Source organism: Aeromonas sp. FDAARGOS 1410, assembly GCF_019048745.1.
Lineage (GTDB): Bacteria > Pseudomonadota > Gammaproteobacteria > Enterobacterales > Aeromonadaceae > Aeromonas > Aeromonas jandaei.
Genome location: NZ_CP077401.1, coordinates 4,311,532 through 4,337,282 on the forward strand (window position 1 = coordinate 4,311,532; position 25,751 = coordinate 4,337,282).

Genomic DNA, 25,751 nt, shown 5'->3' on the forward strand with positions numbered 1-25,751 from the left:
GCCCCAAAAGGCTCCTCTACCACTGTCAGATATCACAGCACCGCCAGAATGGCGCCATCTCTCGCCGTTGTTGTCCCCGGCGCAGTCACGTAGAGTTGGGCTCTGCGCCGAGGGGAGGATGAGGGATGAAAGAGCTGGATTACAAACTGCTGCGGGCACTGGATGCCGTGTTGCAGGAGCAGAATTTCGAGCGGGCAGCCAGGTCGCTGCACATCACCCAATCGGCTATCTCTCAACGCATCAAGCAGCTGGAGCAGCAATTTGCCGAACCGCTGATCATTCGCAATCAGCCGTTGCAGGCAACCCCGCTGGGGGAAAAGCTGCTGGCTCACTATCGTCAGGTGCACCAGCTCGAACTTGAGCTGGCGGGCGAACTGGCCCCCGCCACGCCAAAAGCTCCTATCCGTATCAGCATCGCCGTCAATGCCGATAGCCTGGCCACCTGGTTTCTGCCCGCTATCGCCCCCTTGCTGGAGCAGCATCCCATCGAACTCAATCTGTTGGTGGATGACGAGAGCCGCACCCTCGACAAGGTTCGCGAGGGCCAAGCCTTCGGCGCCGTCAGCCTGAGCCCCCAGCCACTGGCTGGTTGCTGCGTCGATGAGCTGGGCGAAATGAACTATCAGCTTACCGCCAGCCCCGCGTTCGTGGCGCGCCACTTTCCCCACGGTCTGACCCGGGAGGCGCTGGCCAAGGCTCCGGCAGTGGCCTTCGATCAACGCGACGACATGCATGTCAGCTTCATGGCGCAACACTTCGGGCTGGAGCCCGGCGGTTATCCCTGTCACACGGTTCACTCGTCCGAGGCCTTTGTCGCCATGGCAGAACAGGGCCTGGCCTATTGTCTCATCCCCGAATTGCAGATAAGAGGCCAGCTCGCAGGCGGGTCACTGCTCAACCTCAGTCCCGACCACGTCCTGACGGAACGCCTCTACTGGCACCGCTGGGTACTGGAAAAAGGGGTTCACAAGCAGCTCTCCCAACGTCTCATCGACCATGCCAGATCGCAGTTGAAACCACGCTGAGCAGGCCATTCACCTTGGCTTTGCAGGGCTAAAAACGTATAGTGCTGGGCGATCCTTCATCAGGTCTCCACCCAGGTTTTCACTTCAGGTTCCTCACTTATGTTCCAAGACAATCCGCTGCTGGCCCAGCTCAAGCAACAAATCCGCGAAAACATCCCCAAGAAAGAGGGTGTTATCCGCGCCTCCGATCGGGGCTTCGGCTTTCTGGAGGTCGATGAGAAGACCAGCTATTTCGTGCCGCCTCCCTACATGAAGAAGGTGATGCACGGTGACCGGGTGAGCGCCCTGATCCGTACCGAAAAAGAGAAGGAAGTGGCCGAGCCGGATGCCCTGCTGGAGCAGTCCGTCACCCGCTTCGTGGCCCGGGTCAAGATGTTCCGCGACCGCCTCAACGTGGTCGCCGACCACCCGCTGATCAAGGATGCCATCAAGGCCCGCGTCAAGAAGGGTCTGGATGAGAAAGAGTTCAAGGAAGGGGACTGGGTAGTCGCCACCCTCAAACGCCATGCGCTGGTCGACGGCAACTTCTCTGCCGAGATCATCCAGAAGATTGCCGCTCAGGAAGATCACAACGTGCCCTGGTGGGTGGTGCTGGCGCGCCACAACCTGGCCCAGGTCGAACCGGCTGATCTGCCGGAGTGGAAGGTGATCGAAGAGGAGGAGCTGCCCCGTCGTGACCTGACCAAGGTGCCTTTCTTCACCATCGACGGTGCCAAGACCAAGGACATGGACGATGCGCTGGCCATCACCAAGCTGGATAACGGCTGGGAGCTGCTGGTCGCCATCGCCGACCCGACCGCCTATGTGGCCGAAGGGAGCGAGCTGGACAAGGAAGCCGCCCAGCGCGCCTTCACCGTCTACATGCCGGGCCGCAACGTACCCATGATTCCGCGTACCCTCTCGGACGAGCTCTGCTCCCTGAAGGAGGGCGAGGAGCGCAACACCCTGTGCGCCCGTCTGCTCATCGCCGAAGATGGTCTGCTACTGGAGGAGACCGAGTTCTTCGCCGCCCGCATCTGCTCCCACGCCCGTCTCAACTATGACGACGTCTCCGACTGGGCTGAGCATGGCAAAGAGCTGGCCATCGACGCCGGTGTGCTGGCCCAGCTGCCGCTGATGAAGGCGATGACCGAAGCGCGCATCAAGTGGCGCACCGAACATGCGCTGGTGTTCCCGGACAGACCCGACTACGACTTCGAGCTGGGCGAAAATGGCGAAGTGCTGGCTATCCACGTCGAGCCACGCCGCATCGCCAACCGCATGGTGGAAGAGTCGATGATCGCCGCCAACATCTGCGCCGGTCGCGTGCTGGGCAAGAGCGTCGGTTACGGCATCTTCAACGTTCACACCGGCTTTGACGAAGAGTCCCTCGACGGCGCCATCGACCTGCTGAAGAGTGCCGAAGCCCCGTTCGAGCGCGACGAGATCGCCAGCCTCTCCGGCTTCTGTGCCCTGCGCCGCTGGATCGACAACCTCGACACCCGCTGGCTGGATGGCAAGATCCGCCGTTTCCAGAGCTATGCGCTGATGTCCTCCGAGCCGGGCGCCCACTACGGCCTGGGTCTGGATGCCTACGCCACCTGGACGTCACCTATTCGCAAGTACGGCGATATGGTCAACCATCGTCTGCTTAAAGCCGTTATCGCCGGCAAGACCCCGGGCGAGCGCCCGAGCACCGAGCTCACCGAGCATCTGACCGCCTGCCGCCGTCTGCACCGCATGGTGGAGCGTGACATCGGCGACTGGCTCTATGTTCGCTACCTCAAGGCCGATGCTGGCACCGACAAAGTGTTCAACGCCGAGATCATCGACGTGATGCGTGCCGGTCTCAAGCTGCGTCTGCAGGAGAACGGCGCCGTGGTGTTCATGCCTGCCCGTCACATCCTCGATAACAAGGATCGACTGGAGTGCAACTGGGACAACGGCCACGTCTATCTGGACAAGACCGAGGTGGTCTACGAGCTCGGCCAGATCATCGAGGTGAAGCTGACCGAAGCGGTGGAAGAGACCCGCTCTCTCATCGCCAAACCGGCTGTAGATCTGGTACCCGGTCCGGCACCGGAAGCGCCGGTCGCGGAGAGCGGTGCGGATAACGCTGCGGCACCGGTCGATGAAGCCAGCAAGGCGGAATAAATCCCCCTCTCCAGAGCCCGCCACTGTGCGGGCTCTTCTTTTCATAACCCTTCAAATCTCCCTGCCAACCTGCCACTGATTGCTGTTACCCGTAACAGTTAATCACCCCACGCAAAGCCCGTCATCACGCACCATAAAAGGAGCCAAAATCTGAGCTCTGGATCTCCATTTTGACATTTCAATCAATAAATTAAACAGACTCTATATATACTCGCTGGGTTAGACCCAAAGGGATATTGGCATGCAGGAATGGGATCCGGAACACTTCACCAACTTTGCCCAATTATGCGAAGTCAGCCTCGCTACCATTCGTGACAAGACAGATGCCGACTACCTCTATCTCTGGCTGAAATCCCCCGAGCCGAAACTCTATCGCTTCCAGCTGGAGCAGGGGCTGACCACGCTCGATCTCGCCCATCTGGATGCGTTGCCCCTGCCCCACACCTTGATCGACAAGGCGATTCATCAGGGCCAGCTGATGATCGAGCCGGTCCACCAGCCTCCGGACGAGCGGGATGAATCGGAGCCCCAACCTCCCCGCCTGCGCGCCTGCTTCCCCCTCAAACGTCACTTGAAGCTGGAAGGGGTCATCTACCTCGAAACCCACCGCCGGATCGATCGCCTCTCCCGCCATCAGCGTCAGGGGATCCAGCTGCTGATCCACTACCTGACCGCCGAACTGAGCAACCATCTGCTCGCAGATCAGGTTGATCAGGAGCGGGACCAGCGGCTGCATACCCAGACCGATCTGGTGCAGAGTCAGGCGCTGCAGGGCTCCTTCCTCACCATGCTGCAGGCGTTGCACATGGTCAGCGTCACCCTCTCCCGCAGCCGCAGCGAGAACCAGTTACTGCGTGATGCCGTGCTGCTGGCACGCAAGGAGCTGCAATTTGACCGGGTCGCCATCTTTCTCATCGAGCCCGACGGCAAGACCATGCGCGGCACCTGGGGCACCAGTGAAGAGGGAGAGCTGGTAGACGAACACGATTTTGTCAGCCCCATCCCGGATCACCCCACGGTGCAGGAGGCGCTCAAGCGCAAGGATTACGTGCTGGTGCTCGAAGATACCCCTCTCTACTACGAGAAACAGCAGGTGGGACAGGGCTGGAACGCCATGGTATCGCTCTGGGATGGCGCCATCCCCATCGGCTGGATTGCCGCCGACAACCTGCTGTGGCACCGCCCGCTCAAAGCCTATCAGAGCGAGATCTTCAAACAGTACGCCGCCATCCTGTCACAACTGCTGATCCGCCAGCGCACCCAGGAGCAGCTGGAGCGGCTCAATCGCGAGCTGGAGGAGCGGGTTGCCGAGCGCACCATGCAACTGGCCGAGACCAACCGTGCGCTGGAGGAGGCCAACCGGCGCCTTTCCCTGCTGTCGCTGGAAGATCCCCTCACCGGCATCGCCAACCGGCGCCAGTGGGATATCACCATGCAACGGGAGTGGGAGTGGGCAAGACGCACCCAGAGCCTGCTGGCCGTACTGATGATCGATGTGGACGAATTCAAGGGTTACAACGATCACTTTGGCCACGCCAAGGGGGATGAGTGCCTCCAGCAGGTGGCGCGGGTGCTGCAGGAAGCGGAGCGCCGCCGCACCAATCTGGTGGCTCGCTATGGCGGGGAGGAGTTCGTCATCCTGCTCTGCGCGCCGCAACCCGGTGAAGCGGAGCAGCTGGCGGAGCGGATCCATGAGGGACTCGCCCGCCTGCACCTGCCACATCCAGCATCCCGAGTTGCTGATTTCATTACGGTTAGCATAGGCTTTAGCTATCTGGTCCCCTCCCAGGACGAGGCATGGCAGAGCCTGACTGAACAGGCCGACCAGGCGCTCTACCACGCCAAATCAGAAGGGAGGGCCCGCACACTGGCTTATCGGTGATCCCATGCTGTTGCGTCGCTATCCCATCTTCAACCGTCGCCTGGCTCTGGTGGCCTACGGCATCGACTATCAGCTCAGCTCACCGGCCGAATGGCCCGCACTGGCCCAACATAGCCACCTGCTGGCGCAGGGGCGGCAATATCTGGTTCCGTTCAGCCACGAACAGCTCGATGAGCAACGCCCCCTGTTGTTTGCTCAGGAGACCATCCCGCTGGTCGAGGCATCCAGCGAACGGCTACCCACCTCCTTTCCGGTGCTGGAGCAGTGGCGCGACAGCCGACGCAGACTCGCCGTCCATGGCGCCCATCGCGATGCCCGCTGGCTGGGCGCCAGCCGCCTGCTGGTGTTCTGGACGGGGGAAGAGGGGATCTGCCAGCCCACCGATCACAAGCGGATGGCGCTCAACGTCGAGGCGTGGGAGGACTTTCTCCCCTTGCGGGAGGCGGGGGTCGACTTCTTCGCCGGCGGCTTTCTCGCCCGTCCCGAGCTGGTCAACCAGCGCGCCCAGCAGCCTGACATGGCGCTGGTGCAGCAGATCCTCCAGCTCATCTGCCACGAAGAGTTCTCGTTTGCCCAGGTCGCCCGCCTGCTGGAGCAGGATGCCTGGCTACCGGGCCTGCTGCTCACCTATGTCAACGCCCCCGGTTTCGATCACGCCACCCCCATCACCTCGGTGCCACGCGCCCTCTCCTATCTGGGAGAGCAGGAGATCCGCAAATTCGTGCTGATCAACGGGCTGGCCCGGGCCAGCCAGCATATGCCCGAAGCCTGTACCCGGATGGCCATCGCTCGCGGCCGCTTCTGCGAGCTCATCGCCCTCACGGCACTCGGTAAAGCCGACGCCAGCTGGGCCTTTCTGGTCGGGCTGGTGCAGGATGCCTCCCTGCTCTCGGAGGAGATGAAGCTCCACCTGCCAACTAACGTCAAACGGGCCATCGAGCTGCGCGAGGGGCCGCTGTTTCACCTGTTCCAGCTGGTCAACACCTACGAGCAGGGCAACTGGGCCCTGCTGGCACAGCTGGCCCCGCACTACCAGCTCGATCCGGCCAGGCTCACTCCTATCTATTTTCAGGCGCAAATGTGGGGGCAAGCGTTTCTCACCAGCTAGGTGATGGCGAGCCGGGGAGCCACTGGCTAGAATGGGCTCCCTTTTTTCAGAGACAGACCCCGCACCATGACCCTTTCCGGATTCCAAGGCCTGGTCTTTGACCTTGATGGCACTTTGGTCGACTCCATGCCGCTGCACCTCGCAGCCTGGGAGCACACCGCCCGCGAGTTTGGCTTTCGCTTCGATGCCGACTGGTTCTATGAACTGGGTGGCATGCCGAGCCGCAAGATCGCGCTGCTGGTCGCCGAAGAGCAGCAGCTCCCCCTCGATCCGCTCGAGGTGACCCGCTGCAAGACGGCCCACTATGTGGCCAATCTGCACAAGGCGACGGTGTTTCCGGCCATGCAGACACTGCTCGATCGCTATCACGGCACCATCCCGATGGGGATTGGCACCGGCTCACCCCGGGTCAATGCCGAAGCGGTGCTGCGCAATACCGGGCTGGATCGCTACTTTCAGGTGGTGGTGACGGCCGACGACGTGGAGCTGCACAAGCCCAATCCGGACACCTTCCTGCTGGTCGCCAGCAAGCTGGGGGTCGCACCGTCAGGCTGTCTGGTGTTTGAAGATACCGGGATCGGCGTACAGGCGGGCGAGGCTGCCGGGATGCAGACCTGCATGGTCAAAGAGGGTAAACCGGTAGGGATCGACTTCTGATGAGGTGAACGTTATCGCCCTGACAGGGCGATAACGGGAGTCCGCGCTCATACGGGACAGGATGGAGAATGAGCGGAACTCCCGTCAGCCGTTGACGCAGCAGGCGGTCAACGGACAGGCAGTGACGTACGATTACTCGTTGTTGCCGCCGCCCTGATTGTCGTCATAGCGACCCGGCGCACCGTGGGGACGCGGCGCCATGGAGACACGCGGCTTGCGAGCACGCTGGATGTTCACCTGCGGACGGCCGGTGTGCATGGCGATGGTGGAGATCTTGGCCTTGTAGACCAGCTGCTGGTTGCCATGTGCATCGGTCAGCAGCACGCTGTACTGGTCAAACCCGCTGATGGTGCCCTCCAGCTTGATGCCGCTCACCAGGAAAATGGCGACCTGACTGCGGTTTTTGCGCAACCAGTTGAGGGCAGAATCTTGCCCGCTCCCGAGGGAGAAGGCTTGCTCAATCGTGGAGTAGCTTGGGGATTCAGTTGTCATAAATTATTGTCCCGCGGAAAAAAAGTGGCGTTTGATTGTGCTAAATGGCCACTGGCTTGTCAAAGTCATTCTCACACACCGCCCCGCAAATCGCACCGCAGCAGGACTGGTCGCTGACCGGTACAACTGCGATAATCGCCCCTCTGGTTCTCTCGCGAGCCTAATCTGGGGTTTTATCTTGCATCCGGTTTCACACCAACACCATACCACCTACGTTCATGACGACACCGCCTGCGAAGAGTGTGACCTGCTGATCCCGGCCACACCGCTGGCGGTGGGCGAAGCCAGCCACTGCCCCCGTTGCGGTCACACCCTGAGCCAGCATCTGCCACAGCAGGAGCTGCGTCCCATCTCCTACGGGTTTGCGGCGCTCATCATGTTCGTGCTCTCCAACTCCTTTACCTTCATGTCCTTCTCGGCCAAGGGGATCGGGCAGGAGATGACCTTTCTCCAGTGCATCTCGACTCTGGTGGACGAAGGGTATCTGTTTCTCAGCGCCGTGCTCAGCATCACCCTGATCGGTCTGCCGCTGGTCTATATCGGCTCCATCATGCTGGTACTGTGGCGCCTCGACAAAGACCTGCACAGCCACGCCCTGCGCTCTCTCGGCCGCCTGCTCTGCCGTATCAAGCCCTGGCTGATGGTGGATGTCTTTCTGGTGGGAGTGCTCATCTCGCTGGTCAAGCTGATGGGGATGGCCGACATCCAGATGGGCCTCTCGTTCTGGGCCTTCGTCGGTTACACCATCCTGCTCATCAAGACCATCTCGTCGCTGGATCGGATGTGGCTCTGGCAACGGCTGTTCGGCCCGACCGAGCAGCGTGAGCTCGACCCCGAAGCGGGCGCCATGGTATCAGGTCTGGTGGGCTGCCATATCTGCGGCGCCCTGAGCGAGGCGGGCAGCCACAGCTGCCAGCGCTGCGGCGGCAAGCTGCATGCCCGCAAACCGGGCGGCCTGAACCGCACCTGGGCCCTGCTCATCACCTCGGCCATTCTCTACATCCCGGCCAACGTCTACCCGATTATGGACACCGTCTTTCTCGGCGATGACAGCCCCTCCACCATCCTCGGTGGCGTGGTGCTGCTCTGGGCGATGGGCTCCTACCCCATCGCCGCCGTCATCTTCTTTGCCAGCGTGGTCGTGCCGCTGGTGAAGATCCTGGCGCTGTTCTGGCTCTGCTACATGGTGCAGAGCGGTCATGCCGAGTCGCCGCTCGGCAAGCTCAAGCTCTATCGGATGACCGAATTTGTCGGACGCTGGTCGATGATCGACGTCTTCGTGGTGGCCATTCTGGCGGGCCTGATCCGGCTCGACAACCTGATGACCATCTACCCCGGCCCTGCGGCCGTCGCATTTGCAGGCGTGGTGCTGATCACCATGGTCGCCGCCATGAGCTTCGACTCGCGCCTGATCTGGGATTTACAACAAGGAGAACGCGAACGTGAGTGAGCGTAAAACAAGGTGGAAACCGGGCTCTGACTTTCTGAGCTCCGCCGCCGCAATCTGGATGGTGCCTCTGCTGGCACTGTTCATCGGTCTCTGGATGCTGTTTCAGCACTGGTACTCCCAAGGGCCGAGCTTCACCCTGACAGTCGCCACCGCCGAAGGCATAGTGGCAGGCAAGACGGAGATCCGCTCACGCGAGGTCACCGTCGGCCGCATCGATGCCGTCCAGCTGAGCGATGACTACAGCCACGCCGTGCTCAAGGGGCGCCTGACCAACGACGCCGCCAGCATGCTGCGCGGCGACAGCAAGTTCTGGGTGGTCAAACCCAGGGTCGGTCGCGAAGGGGTATCGGGTCTCAGCACCCTGCTCTCCGGCGCCTATATCGAGCTCTCCCCCGGCAAGAAAGGGAAGGCACGCGACGAGTACGCCATGCTCGACAAGCCGCCGCTCTCCTCCATCAATGCCAAGGGACTGCGCCTCTCCCTCTCCAGCCGCGAAGCCAAGGCGCTTGGCGAGGGCTCGCCCATCAACTACCAGGGCTTCACCATAGGTCAGGTGGAAGAGGCGAAGTTCCTGCCCGAGAAGCGGGAGATGCAGTATCAGATCTTCATCAACGCTCCCTACGACATTCTGGTGAGCAGCAACTCCCGCTTCTGGCTGACCCCGGGCTTCGAGGTCTCCATGAGCAGCGAAGGGATGAAGGTGAAGATGGATTCGCTGGAGAGCCTGATCGACGGCGGCATCACCATGGGCCTGCCTGCCGGCTGGTCACCGGGTGATCCGGTCAAGCAGCACGACGAATTCACCCTGTTCCAGGATGAGGCAAGCGTGCTGGCCGGTAGTCTGGATCAGTTCATCGACTACGTCTTCCTGTTCGACGACAACGTGGCGGGCCTCCATCCGGGCGCGGCGGTGCAGTATCGCGGCATCCGGGTCGGTACCGTCATCTCGGCGCCCTACATGATCGAGGAGAAGGGGGTTCGCATCTTCCAGAACCGCCAGATCCCGGTACTGGCCCGCATCGAGGTGCAGCGTCTCTCCCACCGTTATGCCAAGGCGGAAAAAGATCAGTGGCGCGCCCTGTTCAGCAAGCAGTTCAAGGAGGGGTTGCGTGCCAGCCTCAAGACCTCGAGCCTGCTGACCGGCGGCAAGATCATCGATCTCAACTTCTACCCCACGGCTCCCCGCTTTGATCAGGTCAAGCTGGCCGGCTATCAGGTCTTCCCGACCGTGCAGGGTGGGCTGGATCAGATCGAGCGCAAGGTGAACCTCATCCTCGACAAGTTTGTCGACATGGATATGGCCACCACCCTGACCAAGGTCAACAGCTCGCTCTCGACGCTGGATGGCACCCTGAAGAACATCAGTGCGGTCAGCGCCAATCTGGACAAACTCACCGCCAAGGACTCCACCCAGCAGCTGCCGGCGTCGCTCAACGAGAGCCTCAAGCAGTTGCAGGAGACCCTGCAGGCCTATGATGCCCAGTCGCAAACCAATCAGGATCTGCGTCAGTCGGTGCAGACCCTCAACCAGCTGATGCGCGAGCTGCAGCCGCTGGTGCACTCTCTCAACGAGCAGCCGAGTTCGCTGATCTTCGATCGCGTCCGTCCCCGGGACCCTGAACCCAAGCGAGGCACACCATGAAAAAGTTCATCCTGACGCTGGCGCTGACCGGCCTGCTGGCCGGGTGCAGCGGCACCCAGCCAGCGCTGCACTACTACTCCCTCGCCGCCGACAGCCAGCAACCGGCGGCGGCGCCGGTTACCCCGCAGCACCAGCTGGTGCTGCGCCCCATCGCGCTGGCGGGTCAACTCGACCGGATCAGTCTGGTCTATCAGCTGGAGGGGCAGGAGCTCCACTTCGCCGAGTACCACCGCTGGGCCGGTTCGCTCGACGATCAGCTCAACCAGCTCACCCTCAACGGCCTCTCCACCCGCCTGCCGGGCTGGGTCGTCCGTCAGGATGGCGGCCGCAAGGGCCCGGTGCTGACCATACTGGTCGAGCGCTTCCAGGGTCGTCACGATGGCCGCGCCGTGCTGAGCGGACGCTGGCGCCTGTTGGCGGAAGATGGCTCGGTACTGCGCGAAGCCCCCTTCAATCAGGTGCGGGTGCTGCCGGCCGATGGCTACAACGCGCTGGTGAGCGAGCTGGGTCTGGGCTGGCAACAGCTGCTCGACCAGATTGCCGACGAGGTACGCAAGCAGGGCTGAACACCGCAAGCTGCGAGCATCAGTGCGAGCATCAGATAGAAAAAAACGACGCCACTTGGCGTCGTTTTTTATAAGCGCAAGATCAGAGGCGACTTATGCCTTGGCGGGCAGGCTCAGGCGAGCGACAGCTTCGACGTGCATGGCGTGGAGGAGGAACATGTCAATCGCTCCGCGCCAATGTCCTATCACGCTTTCGCTGGCAGGCTCAGGCGGGCGACAGCTTCGACGTGCATGGAGTGCGGGAACATATCGACCGGCTGTACCTCATCCAGCACGAAGCCCTGCTTGACCAGCCAGGCGAGATCGCGGGCCAGGGTCTGCGGGTTGCAGGAGACATAGACCAGACGGCGCGGCGCCATGGCCACCAGCGTCTGCAGTACGGCCTTGTCACAGCCCTTGCGCGGCGGATCCATCACCACCACGTCGGCGCTCACCCCTTCGGCGTGCAGGGCAGGCATCAGCTGCTCCGCCTTGCCGACGTGGAACTCGGTCTGCTCGATGCCGTTGAGGGCCGCATTGCGACGGGCATCGCTGATGGCGCTCTCGACCGACTCGATCCCCACTACCTTGGCGGCCTTGCCGGCCAGGAACAGGGAGATGGTGCCGATACCGCAATAGATGTCGAACACCGTCTCGTTGCCGGTCAGTTCGCAATACTCCAGTGCCTTGGAGTAGAGCACGTCGGTCTGGCTCGGATTGTTCTGGAAGAAGGAGAGCGGCGAGATCTCGAATTCGAGTTCGTGGATCTTGTCGCGGATCACCCCGCTGCCCAGCAGCACCCGGTTGTTGTCGCCCAGAATGCGGTTGGTGCGCGCTTCGTTGATGTTCTGCACCAGGGTAGTGATCGGCAGATCCTGCAGCGCCGCCAGCAGCTCGGCTTCAAACGGCAGCTCCTCGCTCAGGGTCACCAGCACCACCATCAGCTCGCCACTCTTGAAGCCCTTACGGGTCATCAGGTTGCGCACACAGCCGGTGTGGTTCACTTCGTCATAGGCCGCGATGTCGTGCGCGCGCATCCAGTTGCGTACCCGGGCGTTCAGCTCCACATGCAGCGAGTCCTGCACCGCACAGTCATCGGCGGTGATGAGGTCGTGGGAGTGCTTGCGATAAAAACCGATCTCGGCACCGGCGTCACAGCCGCGCACCGCGTACTGCGCCTTGTTGCGATAGGCGAACGGGGTCTCCATGCCGAGGATGGGATTGACCACGGCCTCACCCAGCCCGACCTGCTCCAGGGCGCTCTGCACCAGACTCTGCTTGAGCTTGAGCTGGGCCGGATAGGCCAGCGGGCGCACCTGACAGCCACCGCACTCGGTGTTGGGGCAGAAGTCGGCTACCCGGTCGGCGGAGGGCTGGAGCAGCTCGGCGACCTTGCCGTGCAGGTAGTTGGGCTTCACCTCGGTCAGTTCGACCAACGCCTGCTCACCCGGCAGCAGACCTTCGACAAACAGGGGGCGGTCGAACAGGCGTCCTTTGCCATCTCCTTTGTCGGTCAGTTCCAGGATCTCGATCTGGTGTTGATGTCCCACTAGCGGCATGAGCGGCTCCAAAAGTACAAATAAAAGAGGGGGCGACGGGGCCGGTTTGGCCGACCCGTCACGAAAAGGTGGCAGAGTTTAGCGGAGATCCGGCCAAATTGCAGGCATTAAAAGCCCAATGGTTGTGGTACTACCCGCCCCGCTTTTGCAGCCCGGCCCAATGGCCCGTGGACAAGGCCCCGCCAACCCCCGTTCACCGCTGGTTGCGGCAAGGTAGCTCCCGTCAGGATCGGCCAATCCCCCTAGCGAGCCCTCACTGGCAACCTACGGCCCGTTACAGGGACAAACCACGCGGTATAAATCAAATTTATGGGTTTTGCCAAAATGGCCAAACTTTTACTTATGCCAAGCCAATTGCAGCCACATGCGCCTCCGGCAAGCCGGTGATGGCCAGCCGGGCATCCCCTCCGATCCGGACAAGATGACCAGCCCGCGCCGCCCTTTCGCGGCTGCGGCAAATTTAGCCCTTGGGCCGCAACGCCCAGCCTGTTAAAATTCCGCCCTTGAAATTATCCTGGGCCCCGCGCCCGTTCTAGCTAAGGTCTACCGCGATGCGTACCAGCCAATATCTGCTTTCCACTCTCAAGGAAACCCCCTCCGACGCTGAAGTTGTCAGCCACCAGCTGATGCTGCGCGCCGGGATGATCCGTAAACTGGCCTCCGGCATGTATGCCTGGTTGCCAACCGGTCTGCGGGTACTGAAGAAAATCGAGAACATTGTTCGCGAAGAGATGAACAATGCTGGTGCCATCGAAGTCTCCATGCCGGTGGTGCAGCCCGCCGAGCTGTGGCAGGAGTCCGGCCGCTGGGATGACTACGGTCCCGAGCTGTGCCGCCTGACCGACCGTCACAACCGTCCCTTCGTGCTGGGCCCGACCCACGAAGAGGTGATCACTGCGCTGGTGCGTTACGAAGTGAACAGCTACAAGCAGCTGCCGCTCAACCTCTACCAGATCCAGACCAAATTCCGCGACGAAGTGCGCCCCCGTTTCGGCGTGATGCGCGGCCGCGAATTCCTGATGAAGGATGCCTACTCCTTCCACATCGACAAAGAGTCTCTGGTCGATACCTACGAGAAGATGCACGCCGCCTACTGCAAGGCGTTCACCCGCATGGGTCTGAACTTCCGTCCGGTGCAGGCCGATACCGGCTCCATCGGTGGTACCGGTTCCCACGAATTCCAGGTGCTGGCCGAGAGCGGTGAAGACTTGATCGCCTTCTCCGATACATCAGATTACGCAGCCAACATCGAGATGGCCGAAGCGCTGGCGCCGGCTGGCGAGCGCGCTGCCGCCACTGCTGCCCTGACCAAGGTTGCCACCCCGAACGTCCACACCATCGACGAAGTAGCTGCCTTCCTGAACGTGGCGCCGACCGCCATCGCCAAGACCCTGCTGGTGCTGGGCGAAGAGGATGAAGCTGGCAAGCAGGCCGTCATCGCGCTGGTACTGCGTGGCGACCACGAGCTGAACGAAATCAAGGCCGAGAAGCTTTCTGGCGTGGCCAACCCGCTGACCTTCGCCAACGACGAGCAGATCAAAGCGGCCGCCGGTTGCGACGCAGGCTCCATCGGCCCGGTCGGCTTTGCCGGTCGCATCATCGTCGATCGCAGCGCCGCCCATCTGGCGGACTTCGTCTGCGGCGCCAACGAGACCGGTTTCCACCTGACCGGTGCCAACTGGGATCGCGATATCACCGCTTACGAAGTTGCCGACCTGCGCAACGTAGTAGAAGGCGACCCGAGCCCGTGCGGCCAGGGCAAGCTGCTGCTCAAGCGCGGTATCGAAGTGGGCCACATCTTCCAGCTGGGTACCAAGTACTCCGAAGCGATGAAGGCAAGCGTGCTGAATGAAGGCGGCAAGTCCGTCACCATGGAGATGGGTTGCTACGGTATCGGGGTTTCCCGTCTGGTGGCTGCCGCCATCGAGCAGAACAACGACCAGTACGGCATCATCTGGCCGGACGCCATCGCCCCGTTCGAAGTGGCCATCGTGCCGATGAACATGCACAAGTCCGTGCGTGTTGCCGAGCTGGCCGAGCAGTTCTACGCCGAGCTGAAAGCGGCCGGTGTCGATGTGCTGTTCGACGACCGTAAAGAGCGCCCGGGCGTAATGTTCGCCGACATGGAGCTGCTGGGCGTGCCGCACGGCATCGTCATCGGCGAGCGCGGCATGGATAACGGCGTGGTGGAGTACAAGTGCCGCCGCACCGGCGAGAAGCAGGAAGTGGCCATCAGCGACATCGTCGCCATGATCAAGGCCAAGCTGGGCCGTTAAGCCCCACTGCCGCGTTAACGAACGCACTCAAAATGGTGCCAGTCAGCCAATACTGACTGGCATTTTTTATTGCTCGCTCTGACGGATGGCCCTGTTACATCAGGATGTCGGGTATCCTCCTGCACTGTCTCCTGACTCCTGACCGCCAAACCGCGCCACCCGCTCTGGTAAGGAGGTGTCGCTATGTTGGGGTGATCTGACGGGAAATACCGGAAATTCCCCACCATGTGCTCAATATGGCTCTGCGTAAATAAACTGTGGGACAATCCAGTCTTGCGGCGATATATAGCCGATATTTAACAGAAATATCTGCCTAGCACGCCTTTAATTGCCATAAAACCCCCAAGTGAGCCCCAGCAATTACTTTTTCACCACCCGTGAGCGCTCTCACAATCAGCACCACATTCTATTGTCTCCCGTTAATTTCAGGACTATCTCTTGACGCAAATATCAATTGCGTTTTTTAACCGGGAGGATATATGCAAGTCAAAGTGATTGAGAGAACCTTCAGACTGGTCGGCGAAAATGAACTTTTTGCTCAATTTACCTTTATTACATCGGGAATTATACATATCTGGTTTCCAACGACGGGACTGCAAATGGAAGCACACCGTAACCATATTCATATTCAAGACAGCACAATTATATATACCGATGGCCTCAGCTCAGACCAGCATCGTGCCCTCTGGTCGTTAACTCTGCACAGCGAAGACATCAAGGAGTTCATCTCCATCATCTCTTGATCTACCCCATCACCCGTGAAACCTGGTGACGATAGTCCAGTCCGCTCAACCGCTGGCAAAGCTCATCATGGCCAGGATGGAGAAACGATGCTGTATATAAAAAACCTTCTCTTTCCTGTGGTTATGTTTTTGTCGATGTGGCTTGCTTGACAAAAAACGTACAGAGATTGATGCTAAGTAATAGGCGACTTACTTTACTTCGAGACCAGACCAGATGGCGCGTCATCCCAAGCATTTACCGAGCGAAGAGCGGCAAGCCGCCACGATCCAGACGGTCATCACACTGCTGGCCAAGCATCACCCCGGGGAGCTCACCACCACCATCATTGCGCAGCACATGGGGCTCACCCAGGGGGCCCTGTTCAAACATTTTCCCACCAAGGATGCCATCTTCCAGACGGTGATGGAGTGGATCGCCAACACCCTGCTCTCCCGTCTCGAACGGGCCATAGAGGGTATCGAGTCGGCACCGGCTGCACTGGAAGCCATGTTTATGACGCACGCTGAATTTGCAGCTCATCACCCCGGTATTCCGAGAATGATGTTTGGCGAGCTGCAAAAGAGCCGAGCCTCGCCAACCAGAGCGATTGCCAAGACATTGTTATTACGTTATCGGGCGATGTTGATTAAATTAATGCAGCAAGGAATTGCAAACCATGAATTTCCATCAACTCTGGATATGGATGCTGCGGCGACATTATTCATCGGTATGCTGCAAGGTTTGATTATGCAGGCCGTCATTGCCGAGGATATGGAACAACTCCAGAAGCAGGCTCCGGGGGTATTTTCAATATTCCTTGCCGGAATTACCCATCCTGAATCAGCTTCACCAGCGACCAGCTAAATTTATTATTTATTTAATCCATCACCAAATAATATGACTGGTAATCATAGTAGCATAACATGATTGCCATATTGGCCACTGCGTGGAGCCTCCAAATTATGCGACATCCTTTGTTCATGCTAATCATCGCTCAACTATGTCTGACCCCATTAATAAGTGATGCCGCAGAAAACAAAATGGCGACGGCAATCACGACGGTGACACCACTGCGGCAGCTCTGGCCTGACATCATTCCGGCAATGGGCGTTGTTACCCCCTGGCAGGAGGCCATCGTCAGTGCCAATAGCGGCAACATGGCGGTGGTGGAGATCAACGCCGCTGTCGGTGATCTGGTCACTCGAGGCACCATGCTGGCTCGGCTGGATGACAGGATCGCCAGAGCAGATGTGCAGCGAGCCCAAGCCGAGCTCATCAAGGCCGAGGCGAGCCTGCAGCAAAACCTGGCCAATGCCCAGCGCATGCGCAGGCTCTATCAGGCAAAGAGTGTCAGCGATCAGGATCTGCTCAAAGTGGAAACCGAGCTCAAGCTGGCTCAGGCGCAGGAGCTATCTGCCAAGGCATCACTGACCAGTCAGCAGGTGCGTCTGGACGATACCCGCATCATTGCGCCGGATGATGGTCTTATTACTGCTCGCAATGCCACGTTGGGGCAGGTACCAGCCACAGGCACCGAACTGTTTCGGCTCATACGGCAAAATCGCCTTGAGTGGCGCGCCGAACTGACCGCCGCCAAGATGGAGCAAGTCAAGCCGGGCCAGCATGTCTCCTTGCTCCTGCCATCCGGTGCCAGAACGGAAGGGCAGGTCAGGCAGCTGGCTGGCGCACTCGACAACAACAGCCGGATGGGTACTGCCTATGTCGATATCCTGCCGGGCAGCGGTGCCAAGTCGGCCATGTATATCGGTGGCCAAATTGAAGTCGAGAAACGGCAGGCACTGACCATCCCGGCACAGGCGCTGCTGATCCGGGATGGCCGCAGCGTCGTTTTCCGCATCGACGATGGCAAGGCCTATATGCAGGAGGTCACCGTGGGCCTGCGCCGCGACAATGCCGTCGAAATCACCCGGGGCATCCGGGAAAACGACCTGATTGCCCTCAAGGGGGCCGGGTTCCTCAACAATGGTGAAGCCATTCGCGTCATGACCGCCAAAGGCAAGGAGTAACCATGAATCTGGCAACCTGGTCGATCCGCAACCCCATTCCCTCCATTCTGCTGTTTATCATGCTGACCCTGGCCGGCGTGGCCGGCTTCCAGAAGCTGGGGATCCATGATTTGCCGGATCTCGATTTACCGACCGTCAAACTGGAACTCCGTCAGCCGGGCGCCAGCCCCTCCCAGCTGGAAACCGATGTCGCCAAAAAGGTGGAAGATTCGCTGGCGACCGTACGTGGTCTGCGCCACATGACCACCAAAATTAACGATGGAGTGGTCACCATCACGGTGACCTTTGATCTGGAGCGCAATCTGAATGAAGCCTTGTCCGACACCAAGGATGCGGTGGATCGGATCCGCAACGATCTGCCCGATGACCTGCAGGAGCCTATCGTCAGCAAGGTGATCGCGGGGCCAGGCGGCGCCATGCTCACCTATGCCATTGCCAGCGACAAGATGAGCGAAGAGGCCCTGTCGTGGCTGGTTGACAACGAACTGGCCAAAGCAGTGCAAGCCGTTCCCGGCATCACAGATTTCACCCGGATCGGTGGCGTGCGCCGGGAAGTGCGCATCGAAGTCGATCCCATTCGTCTCTCCGGGCTGGGGGCCACTGCGGCTGATGTATCGCGCGCGCTACGCAGTGTCCAGCAGGAGTCATCCGGCGGACGGGGTCAGATGGGTGGGGCTGAGCAGAGTGTGCGAACCCTGGCGACGGTACAGCAAGCCGACCAGCTGCGCGCCCTGCCGGTGGTGCTGAGTGATGGACGCAAAATCCGTCTGGACGAGATCGCGACCGTCCAGGATACAACTGCCGACAGAACCCAGTCGGCCATGCTGGATGGCAAACCTGCGGTGGGATTTCAACTCTGGCGCACCAAGGGGTTTGACGAGGTGCGCATTGCCGCAGGGGTAGAGCAAGCGCTGAAGGAGATCCAGCACAAAAATCCCGATATCAAGTTGCTACGGGTCAACAGCACGGTCGAGCATACCGAGGAGCAGTACGAAGGTTCGATGCACATGCTCTATGAGGGCGCCATTATCTCCGTGCTGGTAATCTGGCTGTTCCTGCGCGACTGGCGAGCCACCCTGATCGGGGCGGTTGCACTCCCTCTCTCCATCATACCGGCCTTCGCCTATATGCACTGGGCAGGCTATACGCTCAACACCATTACGTTGCTGGCGCTGGCGGTCGTCGTCGGGATCCTGGTCGATGATGCCATCGTTGAGGTCGAGAACATCGCCCGCCATATGAACAAGGGAAAAAGTGCCCGGGAAGCCACTGAAGACGCGGTCAACGAGATTGCGCTGGCAGTAGCGGCGACCACCACCACGCTGATCGTGGTATTCCTGCCCACCGCCATGATGAGTGGTGTCCCCGGGCTGGTATTCAAGCAATTTGGCTGGACCATAGTGATTGCCGTCGGTCTCTCTTTCATGGTCGCCCGCATCATCACCCCCATGATGGCGGTCTGGCTGATCAAACCCGGTCTGCACCAGCAAGAGCACGATGGCCCCACCATGCAGCTCTATCTGCGACTGGCTCGCTGGTGCCTCGATCATCGTCTGAAGACCTTGCTCATCGGGGTCGGTCTGTTTGTACTCTCCGCCGCCCTGTTGCCGCTGCTGCCTACCGGCTTTATTCCACCGGCTGATCGGGGTAGCACCACCATCAGCATTGAGCTGCCTCCGGGAGCCAGCATCAATCAAACCATGGAGATGGCCGAGGAGGCCAGAAATGCGCTGATTGGCACTGAAGGCGTGAAGTCCATGTTCGCCTATGCCGGCAATGCCTCGGCCAATGATCCCGGTGAAGTACGCTTTGCCAGCCTGGTCGTCGTGCTTGCCGAGCGTGGGGAACGTCCGAAACAGAGGGAGATCGAGCTGGCCATGCGGCAGCGGTTGGCTGATGTTCCCGGTGCCCGCTTCTCATTTAGCAGCGGTGGCTCGGGTGAAAAACTCGAGCTGGTGCTCTCCAGCTCAGATACACACGCGCTGATGAATAGCGCCAAACAGCTGGAACAACAGCTACGTGGCTTGCCATTTCTCCACAACGTGACCTCGACAGCCAGTCTGGAGCGGCAAGATGTAGTCATCCGACCCGATGCCGATCAGGCCGCCGAGAGCGGCGTGACAACCCAGGCCATTGGCGACACCTTGCGGGTCGCGCTGGCAGGAGATCGCGAGTCCTCGCTCTCCAAACTGAATCTGGAACAGCGACAACTGGATATCAGGGTGCTGTTGCGCGGGGAGATGCGCCAGAACCTTGAGGCTATCGCGGCGCTGCGCGTGCCGGGTCGCACCGGACTGGTTCCTCTTGGCAACGTAGCCGCAATTGGGCTGGAGAGCGGCCCATCACAAATAGACAGATTTGATCGCGAACGTCAGGTCACGCTGACGGCAGACCTGGGTGGTTATGCCTTGGGTAATGCCCTGAAAGCGGCTAAAGCGCTGCCTGCTCTGCAGGATCGCCCGGAACAGGTACGGCTGCTGGAATCTGGCGATGCAGAGACCCAGGCCGAGCTGTTTGCCGGTATGAGCGGTGCCATGATTGCGGGTGTGCTTTGCGTTTACGGGGTACTGGTGCTGCTGTTCAAGGATTGGTTCCAGCCTCTGACCATCCTCTCTGCCGTCCCGATGGCTGCGGGAGGTGCCTTTGCCGCCTTGCTGCTGACCCACGGCGAATTGAATCTGCCATCGCTCATCGGGCTGGTCATGCTGATGGGGATCGTCACCAAGAACTCGATACTGGTAGTGGATTTTGCCATCGTAGCCAGACAGCAGGGGATGAGCCTGCGCGATGCCCTGCTCGATGCCTGTCATAAACGGGCACAGCCGATCACCATGACATCGGTCGCCATGACGGCGGGTTTGCTGCCACTTGCGCTGGGCTTTGGCGCGGATGCCAGCTTCCGCCAACCGATGGCCATTGCCGTAATAGGGGGGTTACTGTCAGCCACCGCCATGAGCCTGCTGATGGTGCCGGTTGTCTACAGCTATGTGGCCGACCTGGAGAGCTGGCTGAAAGGGAAACTGGCCAGCAGAAGCGGCCAAGCAGGGGGGCGCCAATGATCGATTTTGCTATCAGCTAAAAAACAAGGGAGGCATCACGCCTCCCTCTTTCTTTAACCTGAGCCTGCGCGGCAAGAGAAAGAGCTACTCGTTGCGACCGATAAAGAGATCGGTCACGTGGCAGCTGCTGCGCGCCGCCAGCGCATCGAGCATGTAGGCGGCGGCATCTTCCGGGGTCATGAAACGGGTCGGGTCGACGTGATCCGAGTTATCCCAGAAGGCGCTGCGGATCCCGCTCGGGTAGAGGTTAACCAGTCGCAGCGGCGAGCCTTTCAGCTCGGCGCGCAACGACTCTAGAAAGCCGCGCATCCCCCATTTGGAGGCGCAGTAGAGGCTCTCGTTGGCCTTGCCCACCTGAGCGGCAGAGGAGAGCACGTTGGCCAGCACCCCGCCTTTCTCGCCGATGAGGCGCACCGTCTGCTGGGCCACCAGTATGGTGGAGATAAGATTGCTCTCCACCACGCTGCGGATCTGCTCGGCGGTGTAGATACCGACCGGGCCGAACTCGCCAACCCCGGCGCAGTGGATCACCATCTCGGGCAGGCCGCCCCACTCGACGGCGGCGGCAAACGCCATCTCCACCTCTTCGTGGTGCGCCAGATCGGCGGCAATGCCGATCACCGCCTGACCGAGCAGATCCTCCTGCTCCTGCAGCTTCTCGTAACGGCGCCCCATCATGGCAACCCGATGGCCCCGCTCAACCAGCCCTGCGGTCAAGGCGCGGCCCAGACCGGAACCGGCCCCCGTCACTATGATGTAGCCCATTACTTCTCCTTGTCGTCAGAGGCTCAGATTAGAAGGTGAATTCGCCACCCATGAACCAGCCGTCGATACGCTGGTCGACGTTGTCGAAGTCCACATTGGCTTCACGCCAGCCGGCACGCAGCTTGACCGGCATGTTGGAGAACTTGTAGGAAGCGCCCAGACGGTAGTCATAGTTGTCCACGTCGTGAGTACGCAGATCACCGAAGAAGGCGAAACCTGTGTTCGGGATGTAGAGTTCGCTACCGGCGTAGGCCATCACGGTGTCCTTGTCGTAGCCCTTGCGACCGTAGGAGGTCAGCTCGCCATCGTAGTAACGACCGGTCAGACCCAGATCGATCTTGAACAGATCGTTGTTGAACAGACGGTAGTAGAGGTTCAGATCGTAGGCAGTCAGCTCGTTCTTGAAGGTGCCGCCGGAGGTGCTGAAGTCGGAGATCTCAAACTTGGCGTTCGGCAGGAAAATGATGCCGTGTTCCAGCTGCAGGTAGCCGTTCCAGTTGTAGTGATCGTCATAGTTGGTGCTGGCACCATAAACCTGACCACTGCCCTGGGCGTTCCATACGTCGGCACCGGCGGCGAAACGCCAGTCATTGGCGGCCATGGCACCCTGGCTGCACAGGGCAAACAGAACACCGGCAATCAGCGTCTTTTTCATCACTTCACTTCCTCTTGCATACATGGAAAGAGCGCTATTTTACCCGGTGCAGCCAAAATACCCAGTCTCAAATCTGAACAAGCGACGACAAATGTCAGTGTTTCATATGCTTCATGTTCATCCCCGCCATCGGCTCGATCGGTTTGACCGGCAGGGAGAGCTCCAGCTTCTCGCCATCATCCATGGTCAGGGTGAGCGGCATCGGCGTTTTTTCGGAGAGCGCACCAATCTCGAACAGCATGATGTGGAAGCTGCCGGGCTTGAGCGCCACTTCGCCCTTGGCCGGGATCTCGATGCTCTCGACCTGACGCATCTTCATCACGCCATTCTCGTGCAGGTGGGTATGCAGCTCGGCGCGACCCGCCGCAGGAGAGGCTGCCGCCACCAGCTTGACCGGCTTGTCGGCATCGTTCTTGAGCACCATGAAGGCGGCGGTGTTGGGAGAGCCCGGCGGCAGCAAACGCACATAGCCGTCAACCGCATCCACCTTGGCCAGCGCGGGAGCCGTCATGCCGAGCACCAGCAGAGAATAAAACGCACGTTTAAACATGGTTGAAATCCTTTTATGATGTTGTTAAACGGCTCCAAGGTTACTCCGGCAGTAACCTTTGTGCACCCTTCAATAACAAGGATTTAGACATGGCCCCCATTCTCGTCGCCGAGCAGCAGGATGGCTTGCTCACCCTGACGCTCAACCGCCCCGACAAGCGCAATGCCCTCAATACCGCCCTCTATCAGCAGTTGGTGAGCGCCCTGCAACAGGCGGCAAACGATGAGGAGGTACACGCCCTGCTGCTGCAGGGTCAGAGCGACTGCTTTACCGCGGGCAATGATCTGGCCGATTTCGTCGGCAAGAGCTCGCTGGAACCCGATGACCCCATCCTGCAGTTCCTCCACACCCTGGCTGACTTTCCCAAGCCGGTGATTGCGGCGGTCGGCGGCCCGGCGGTGGGGATCGGCACCACCATCCTGCTCCACTGCGATCTGGTCTATCTGGCGGATAACGCCCGCCTGCAACTCCCCTTCGTCGAGCTGGGGCTGGTGCCGGAGTTCGCCTCCAGCCTGCTGCTGCCGCGCATGGTGGGTCACTTCAAGGCAGCGGAGCTGTTGCTGCTGGCCGAGGCGATCGATGCCAACGAGGCACTGCGGCTCGGGCTCGCCAACAAGGTGGTGGCTGCCGATGCCCTGCTCCCCTTTGCCCGCGAGCAGGGGCTCAAGCTGGCAACCAAGGCGCCCAGGGCGGTGCAAAAGAGCAAAGCGCTTATGAAACAGGAGCTCAAACAGGCGGTCCACTTCGTCATCGATCTGGAGGCACGCGCCTTCGCCCAGGCGCTGCAAGGGGAAGAGGCGCAGCAGCGCATCGCTCAAAAGCTCAAACGCCGCAGCTGAGATCGACGCCTGTCAGTTGAGACGAAAACGGCCGATCAGTTCACAGCCCTGTACCTTGTCCTGCAACTGGATCAGTTTGGCTATTTCGGGGTTGGGGTGGCGCTTCAAGAAGGCGAGCAGGGCGCCGCGGCAGCAGCCCAGCTCGCTGATCAGCGCCTCGCACTCCCGGTTGGGGCACTGCGGTACCAGCGCCGTCACCAGCTCGGAGGCAAGCTTGAGATAACGCAACTCGTAGGCGGGCTCATCCATCGCCCGCCAGAAATCGGCCAGCCGGTGGCAGGTAGCGACCCGCATGCTGGCCAGCTCGGCAAGCTCAACCTCGCTCATCTCGTAGACATCCCCCAGCGCCTGCTGATAGAAGCAGACGGCGGCCCCCAGCGAACCGGACTGCCACGACCGCTCCGCCTCCAGCATGTAACGCTGCCAACTCTCTGGTGTCATTTCGTTCTCTCCCCACCTGCTCAACCGGGAGGTTAATGATGGCTAATTGAGAATAAATATCAACCTGATGGTTAGTGCAGGATCTCCGCTGCAGGTTGGCAAATCGCCATCATTACCCTTATGATCGCGCCGATTTCCCATATCAGGGCTTACCCCGAATGCGACCCCGTCTGCCCCAAATGCTGGGCTGCTCCCTGCTCTGCGTGCCCCGCATGCTGGTCTGGATCTATTAGCTGCGCTCCATCAAGCACAACCAATCAAATCCATTCAGCAAAGGAGTACCAGGATGAAAACCTGCCAGCACTGGTCACAGGTCGAATATCTGCATCTGACGGTCAGCAACCCCAACATCCGCCTCAAGGGGCAACACAGCTACTACTCGGGCGCCTGGGATGGCCCCTTCGAACAGGAGGTGGTGCGTTACCTCTATGGCGACAGCTTCAGCCGCCATCCCGATACCGGCTGGGAGCCGCTCTGGCATATCGACCAGCTCCATATCGGTGACTACGTGCAGATCGCCGCCGGGGTGAAGATCATCATGGGCGGCAACCACACCCACAATACCGCCTTCATCAGCACCTATCCGTTTGCTGATCTGGAGGCGCTCAAGCGCAGTTACCGCCCTGCTGGCGATACCCGCATCGGCAACGATGTCTGGATCGGCATGGAGGCGATGATCATGCCCGGCGTCACCATCGGCGATGGCGCCATCATCGCCGCCCGGGCGCTGGTCACCAAAGATGTGCCGCCCTACGCCATGGTGGCCGGTACGCCAGCGGCCATAGTGCGGATGCGCTTCACCGAGAGCGAGATAGCCCGGCTGCAGGCCCTCGCCTGGTGGGATTGGCCGAACGAACAGGTCAATGCCCTGTTGCCACTGATCCAGCAGGGCGAGGTGGCGCTACTGGAACAGGCGGCTGCCACTTGGCAGAGCCAAGCTTCTGCGCCAGATGCGACACCATAACGCGCAGACAGGCATAACAAAGAGGGCGACCCACGGGTCGCCCTCTCTCGTTGTCTGGCTATCAGCTCGCCGTTTTCGACTGGTTGAGGCTGCACTGCCGGCCGGGATAACCGGGCAGATCTTTGGCATCGCTACCACAGGCGAGCCGTTTGGCCTGCTGCAGCCGGGCCGCCAGATTGGCGCTGTCTATCGGCATCCACTGCATCTGCTTGCCGAGCCAGCTGGCCCAGGCGAACTCGACAAAGTAGACCTGATCCTGCTTGCTGAAGTAACCCGCATCCTGCAGCAACCCCGCCAGAGTGCGATAGGGGTAGTCGGGCAGCTTGTCGATGCTGGTCGGCAGCTGCTCCGGCGTGAGGGGTAACCCCTTCTCATCCTTGAGCCAGGCCCAGTGGTTGTTCTGCATCTGGCTCCAGAAGTTGTCTTTATCCTGCAAGCGACCGATCACCTTGACCCGCACCTGCTTGACCCCTTGCTGCCAGAGCGCCTTGGTCAGGTGGTGTCGGTCCACCAGCCAATAGCCGCCATCCGGTGCAATCACCACAGGGATCTCTTTCTTTTTCATCAGCTTGTCGAGCTGCTTCGGATTCATGTCCGCCAGCGTCGCCTGGGTTTCATCCACCTGCAGCTGCCCCACCCCGCCCTGGGTCGGGTGCAGGGTCTCGATCCCCGCCTCGCACCAGCTGCCCACCGCCGTGTCGCTCTGGCACGGAGTCAACGCCCAGGCACTCTGGCTGAGCGCCCCGACCATCAGGAAACAGCCCGGCAATAACCATGCTTTCATCGTTTGCTACTCCTAGTCACATTCAATCCCGGACACGCGACAACGCGGCGCCGCCCCGGCGACAGATGAGAGCCGAATGCTGGCGGTCAGACCAGTAAACGGGATATCATGATTTCCCGTCTGTCGGCGACATTTTCTCGCCGAGTTTTCTCCCCGCTTCACACAATTTGAAGGA

Annotated in this window: 22 protein-coding genes; 15 read left to right on the forward strand and 7 right to left on the reverse strand. The window is 60.4% G+C overall.

Annotation, left to right across the window (positions count from 1 at the left end):
- The first annotated feature begins 125 nt into the window (after nucleotides 1-125).
- The 5 genes from I6L40_RS20045 to I6L40_RS20065 all read left to right on the forward strand — a co-directional run bounded on the left by I6L40_RS20045 (nucleotide 126) and on the right by I6L40_RS20065 (nucleotide 6,805).
- Nucleotides 126-1,025, forward strand: coding sequence for a LysR family transcriptional regulator ArgP (locus I6L40_RS20045; protein ID WP_071912655.1), 900 nt, complete (start codon nucleotides 126-128; stop codon nucleotides 1,023-1,025).
- Between the two features lie 99 nt (nucleotides 1,026-1,124).
- Nucleotides 1,125-3,158: an exoribonuclease II gene (locus I6L40_RS20050; protein ID WP_216994769.1), complete on the forward strand. Its 2,034-nt coding sequence runs from the start codon at nucleotides 1,125-1,127 to the stop codon at nucleotides 3,156-3,158.
- A gap of 241 nt (nucleotides 3,159-3,399) precedes the next feature.
- Nucleotides 3,400-5,040 carry a sensor domain-containing diguanylate cyclase gene (locus I6L40_RS20055; protein WP_043849712.1) on the forward strand — a complete coding sequence of 547 codons (1,641 nt, stop codon included), beginning with the start codon at nucleotides 3,400-3,402 and terminating at the stop codon, nucleotides 5,038-5,040.
- 4 nt (nucleotides 5,041-5,044) lie between these two features.
- On the forward strand, nucleotides 5,045-6,148 hold the full coding sequence (locus I6L40_RS20060) for an EAL and HDOD domain-containing protein (protein WP_216994770.1): 1,104 nt from the start codon (nucleotides 5,045-5,047) through the stop codon (nucleotides 6,146-6,148).
- 66 nt (nucleotides 6,149-6,214) lie between these two features.
- On the forward strand, nucleotides 6,215-6,805 hold the full coding sequence (locus I6L40_RS20065) for an HAD family phosphatase (RefSeq protein ID WP_216994771.1): 591 nt from the start codon (nucleotides 6,215-6,217) through the stop codon (nucleotides 6,803-6,805).
- Nucleotides 6,806-6,937: 132 nt separating this feature from the next.
- Here I6L40_RS20065 and hfq read toward each other — a convergent pair whose 3' ends face one another.
- Nucleotides 6,938-7,297, reverse strand: coding sequence for an RNA chaperone Hfq (hfq, locus tag I6L40_RS20070; protein WP_216994772.1), 360 nt, complete (start codon nucleotides 7,295-7,297; stop codon nucleotides 6,938-6,940).
- A gap of 178 nt (nucleotides 7,298-7,475) precedes the next feature.
- On the opposite strand from hfq, the gene I6L40_RS20075 reads away from it, so the two are divergent.
- Genes I6L40_RS20075 through I6L40_RS20085 form a run of 3 tightly spaced genes read left to right on the forward strand, consistent with a single transcriptional unit; the run spans nucleotide 7,476 to nucleotide 10,955 of the window.
- Nucleotides 7,476-8,747 carry a paraquat-inducible protein A gene (locus tag I6L40_RS20075; RefSeq protein ID WP_071912645.1) on the forward strand — a complete coding sequence of 424 codons (1,272 nt, stop codon included), beginning with the start codon at nucleotides 7,476-7,478 and terminating at the stop codon, nucleotides 8,745-8,747.
- The gene (pqiB, locus tag I6L40_RS20080) at nucleotides 8,740-10,389 is read left to right on the forward strand and encodes an intermembrane transport protein PqiB (protein WP_042032579.1); all 1,650 of its coding nucleotides are present in this window, start codon (nucleotides 8,740-8,742) and stop codon (nucleotides 10,387-10,389) included. The genes I6L40_RS20075 and pqiB overlap by 8 nt, the downstream gene beginning before the upstream one ends.
- The gene (locus I6L40_RS20085; protein WP_071912643.1) at nucleotides 10,386-10,955 is read left to right on the forward strand and encodes a membrane integrity-associated transporter subunit PqiC; all 570 of its coding nucleotides are present in this window, start codon (nucleotides 10,386-10,388) and stop codon (nucleotides 10,953-10,955) included. The genes pqiB and I6L40_RS20085 overlap by 4 nt, the downstream gene beginning before the upstream one ends.
- Nucleotides 10,956-11,140: 185 nt before the next feature.
- On the opposite strand, the gene rlmD is transcribed toward I6L40_RS20085, so the two are convergent.
- Nucleotides 11,141-12,493, reverse strand: a complete 1,353-nt coding sequence (gene rlmD / locus I6L40_RS20090) for a 23S rRNA (uracil(1939)-C(5))-methyltransferase RlmD (RefSeq protein ID WP_071912641.1) — start codon at nucleotides 12,491-12,493, stop codon at nucleotides 11,141-11,143.
- Between the two features lie 551 nt (nucleotides 12,494-13,044).
- Here rlmD and I6L40_RS20095 point away from each other — a divergent pair.
- From I6L40_RS20095 to I6L40_RS20115, 5 genes are all read left to right on the forward strand, one after another.
- Nucleotides 13,045-14,769: a proline--tRNA ligase gene (locus tag I6L40_RS20095; protein ID WP_042032585.1), complete on the forward strand. Its 1,725-nt coding sequence runs from the start codon at nucleotides 13,045-13,047 to the stop codon at nucleotides 14,767-14,769.
- A gap of 479 nt (nucleotides 14,770-15,248) precedes the next feature.
- On the forward strand, nucleotides 15,249-15,512 hold the full coding sequence (locus I6L40_RS20100; RefSeq protein ID WP_050490107.1) for a hypothetical protein: 264 nt from the start codon (nucleotides 15,249-15,251) through the stop codon (nucleotides 15,510-15,512).
- Between the two features lie 214 nt (nucleotides 15,513-15,726).
- The gene (locus I6L40_RS20105) at nucleotides 15,727-16,356 is read left to right on the forward strand and encodes a TetR/AcrR family transcriptional regulator (RefSeq protein ID WP_071912639.1); all 630 of its coding nucleotides are present in this window, start codon (nucleotides 15,727-15,729) and stop codon (nucleotides 16,354-16,356) included.
- 176 nt (nucleotides 16,357-16,532) lie between these two features.
- On the forward strand, nucleotides 16,533-17,519 hold the full coding sequence (locus I6L40_RS20110) for an efflux RND transporter periplasmic adaptor subunit (RefSeq protein ID WP_181364208.1): 987 nt from the start codon (nucleotides 16,533-16,535) through the stop codon (nucleotides 17,517-17,519).
- Between the two features lie 2 nt (nucleotides 17,520-17,521).
- Nucleotides 17,522-20,578, forward strand: coding sequence for an efflux RND transporter permease subunit (locus tag I6L40_RS20115; protein ID WP_216994773.1), 3,057 nt, complete (start codon nucleotides 17,522-17,524; stop codon nucleotides 20,576-20,578).
- Between the two features lie 84 nt (nucleotides 20,579-20,662).
- Here I6L40_RS20115 and I6L40_RS20120 read toward each other — a convergent pair whose 3' ends face one another.
- The 3 genes from I6L40_RS20120 to I6L40_RS20130 form a co-directional block, all read right to left on the reverse strand.
- Complete coding sequence (locus I6L40_RS20120) at nucleotides 20,663-21,343, reverse strand: SDR family oxidoreductase (RefSeq protein WP_071912634.1); 681 nt, start codon at nucleotides 21,341-21,343, stop codon at nucleotides 20,663-20,665.
- Between the two features lie 28 nt (nucleotides 21,344-21,371).
- Complete coding sequence (locus I6L40_RS20125; protein ID WP_071912632.1) at nucleotides 21,372-21,998, reverse strand: TIGR04219 family outer membrane beta-barrel protein; 627 nt, start codon at nucleotides 21,996-21,998, stop codon at nucleotides 21,372-21,374.
- A gap of 94 nt (nucleotides 21,999-22,092) precedes the next feature.
- A complete protein-coding gene (locus tag I6L40_RS20130; RefSeq protein WP_042032588.1) occupies nucleotides 22,093-22,548 on the reverse strand; it encodes a copper chaperone PCu(A)C in 456 nt (151 codons plus the stop codon).
- Nucleotides 22,549-22,637: 89 nt separating this feature from the next.
- Here I6L40_RS20130 and I6L40_RS20135 point away from each other — a divergent pair, with 89 nt between their 5' ends.
- Entirely contained in the window at nucleotides 22,638-23,387 is a 750-nt protein-coding gene (locus I6L40_RS20135) for an enoyl-CoA hydratase-related protein (RefSeq protein WP_071912631.1), read from the forward strand.
- A 12-nt stretch (nucleotides 23,388-23,399) separates the two neighbouring features.
- Here I6L40_RS20135 and I6L40_RS20140 read toward each other — a convergent pair whose 3' ends face one another.
- Nucleotides 23,400-23,828, reverse strand: coding sequence for a DUF2753 family protein (locus I6L40_RS20140; protein WP_033115108.1), 429 nt, complete (start codon nucleotides 23,826-23,828; stop codon nucleotides 23,400-23,402).
- 286 nt (nucleotides 23,829-24,114) lie between these two features.
- Between I6L40_RS20140 and I6L40_RS20145 the strand changes: the two genes are divergently transcribed.
- A complete protein-coding gene (locus I6L40_RS20145) occupies nucleotides 24,115-24,792 on the forward strand; it encodes a CatB-related O-acetyltransferase (RefSeq protein ID WP_071912629.1) in 678 nt (225 codons plus the stop codon).
- A gap of 61 nt (nucleotides 24,793-24,853) precedes the next feature.
- Here I6L40_RS20145 and I6L40_RS20150 read toward each other — a convergent pair whose 3' ends face one another.
- Nucleotides 24,854-25,576, reverse strand: a complete 723-nt coding sequence (locus I6L40_RS20150; protein WP_071912627.1) for a ParB-like protein — start codon at nucleotides 25,574-25,576, stop codon at nucleotides 24,854-24,856.
- Nucleotides 25,577-25,751: the final 175 nt, after the last annotated feature.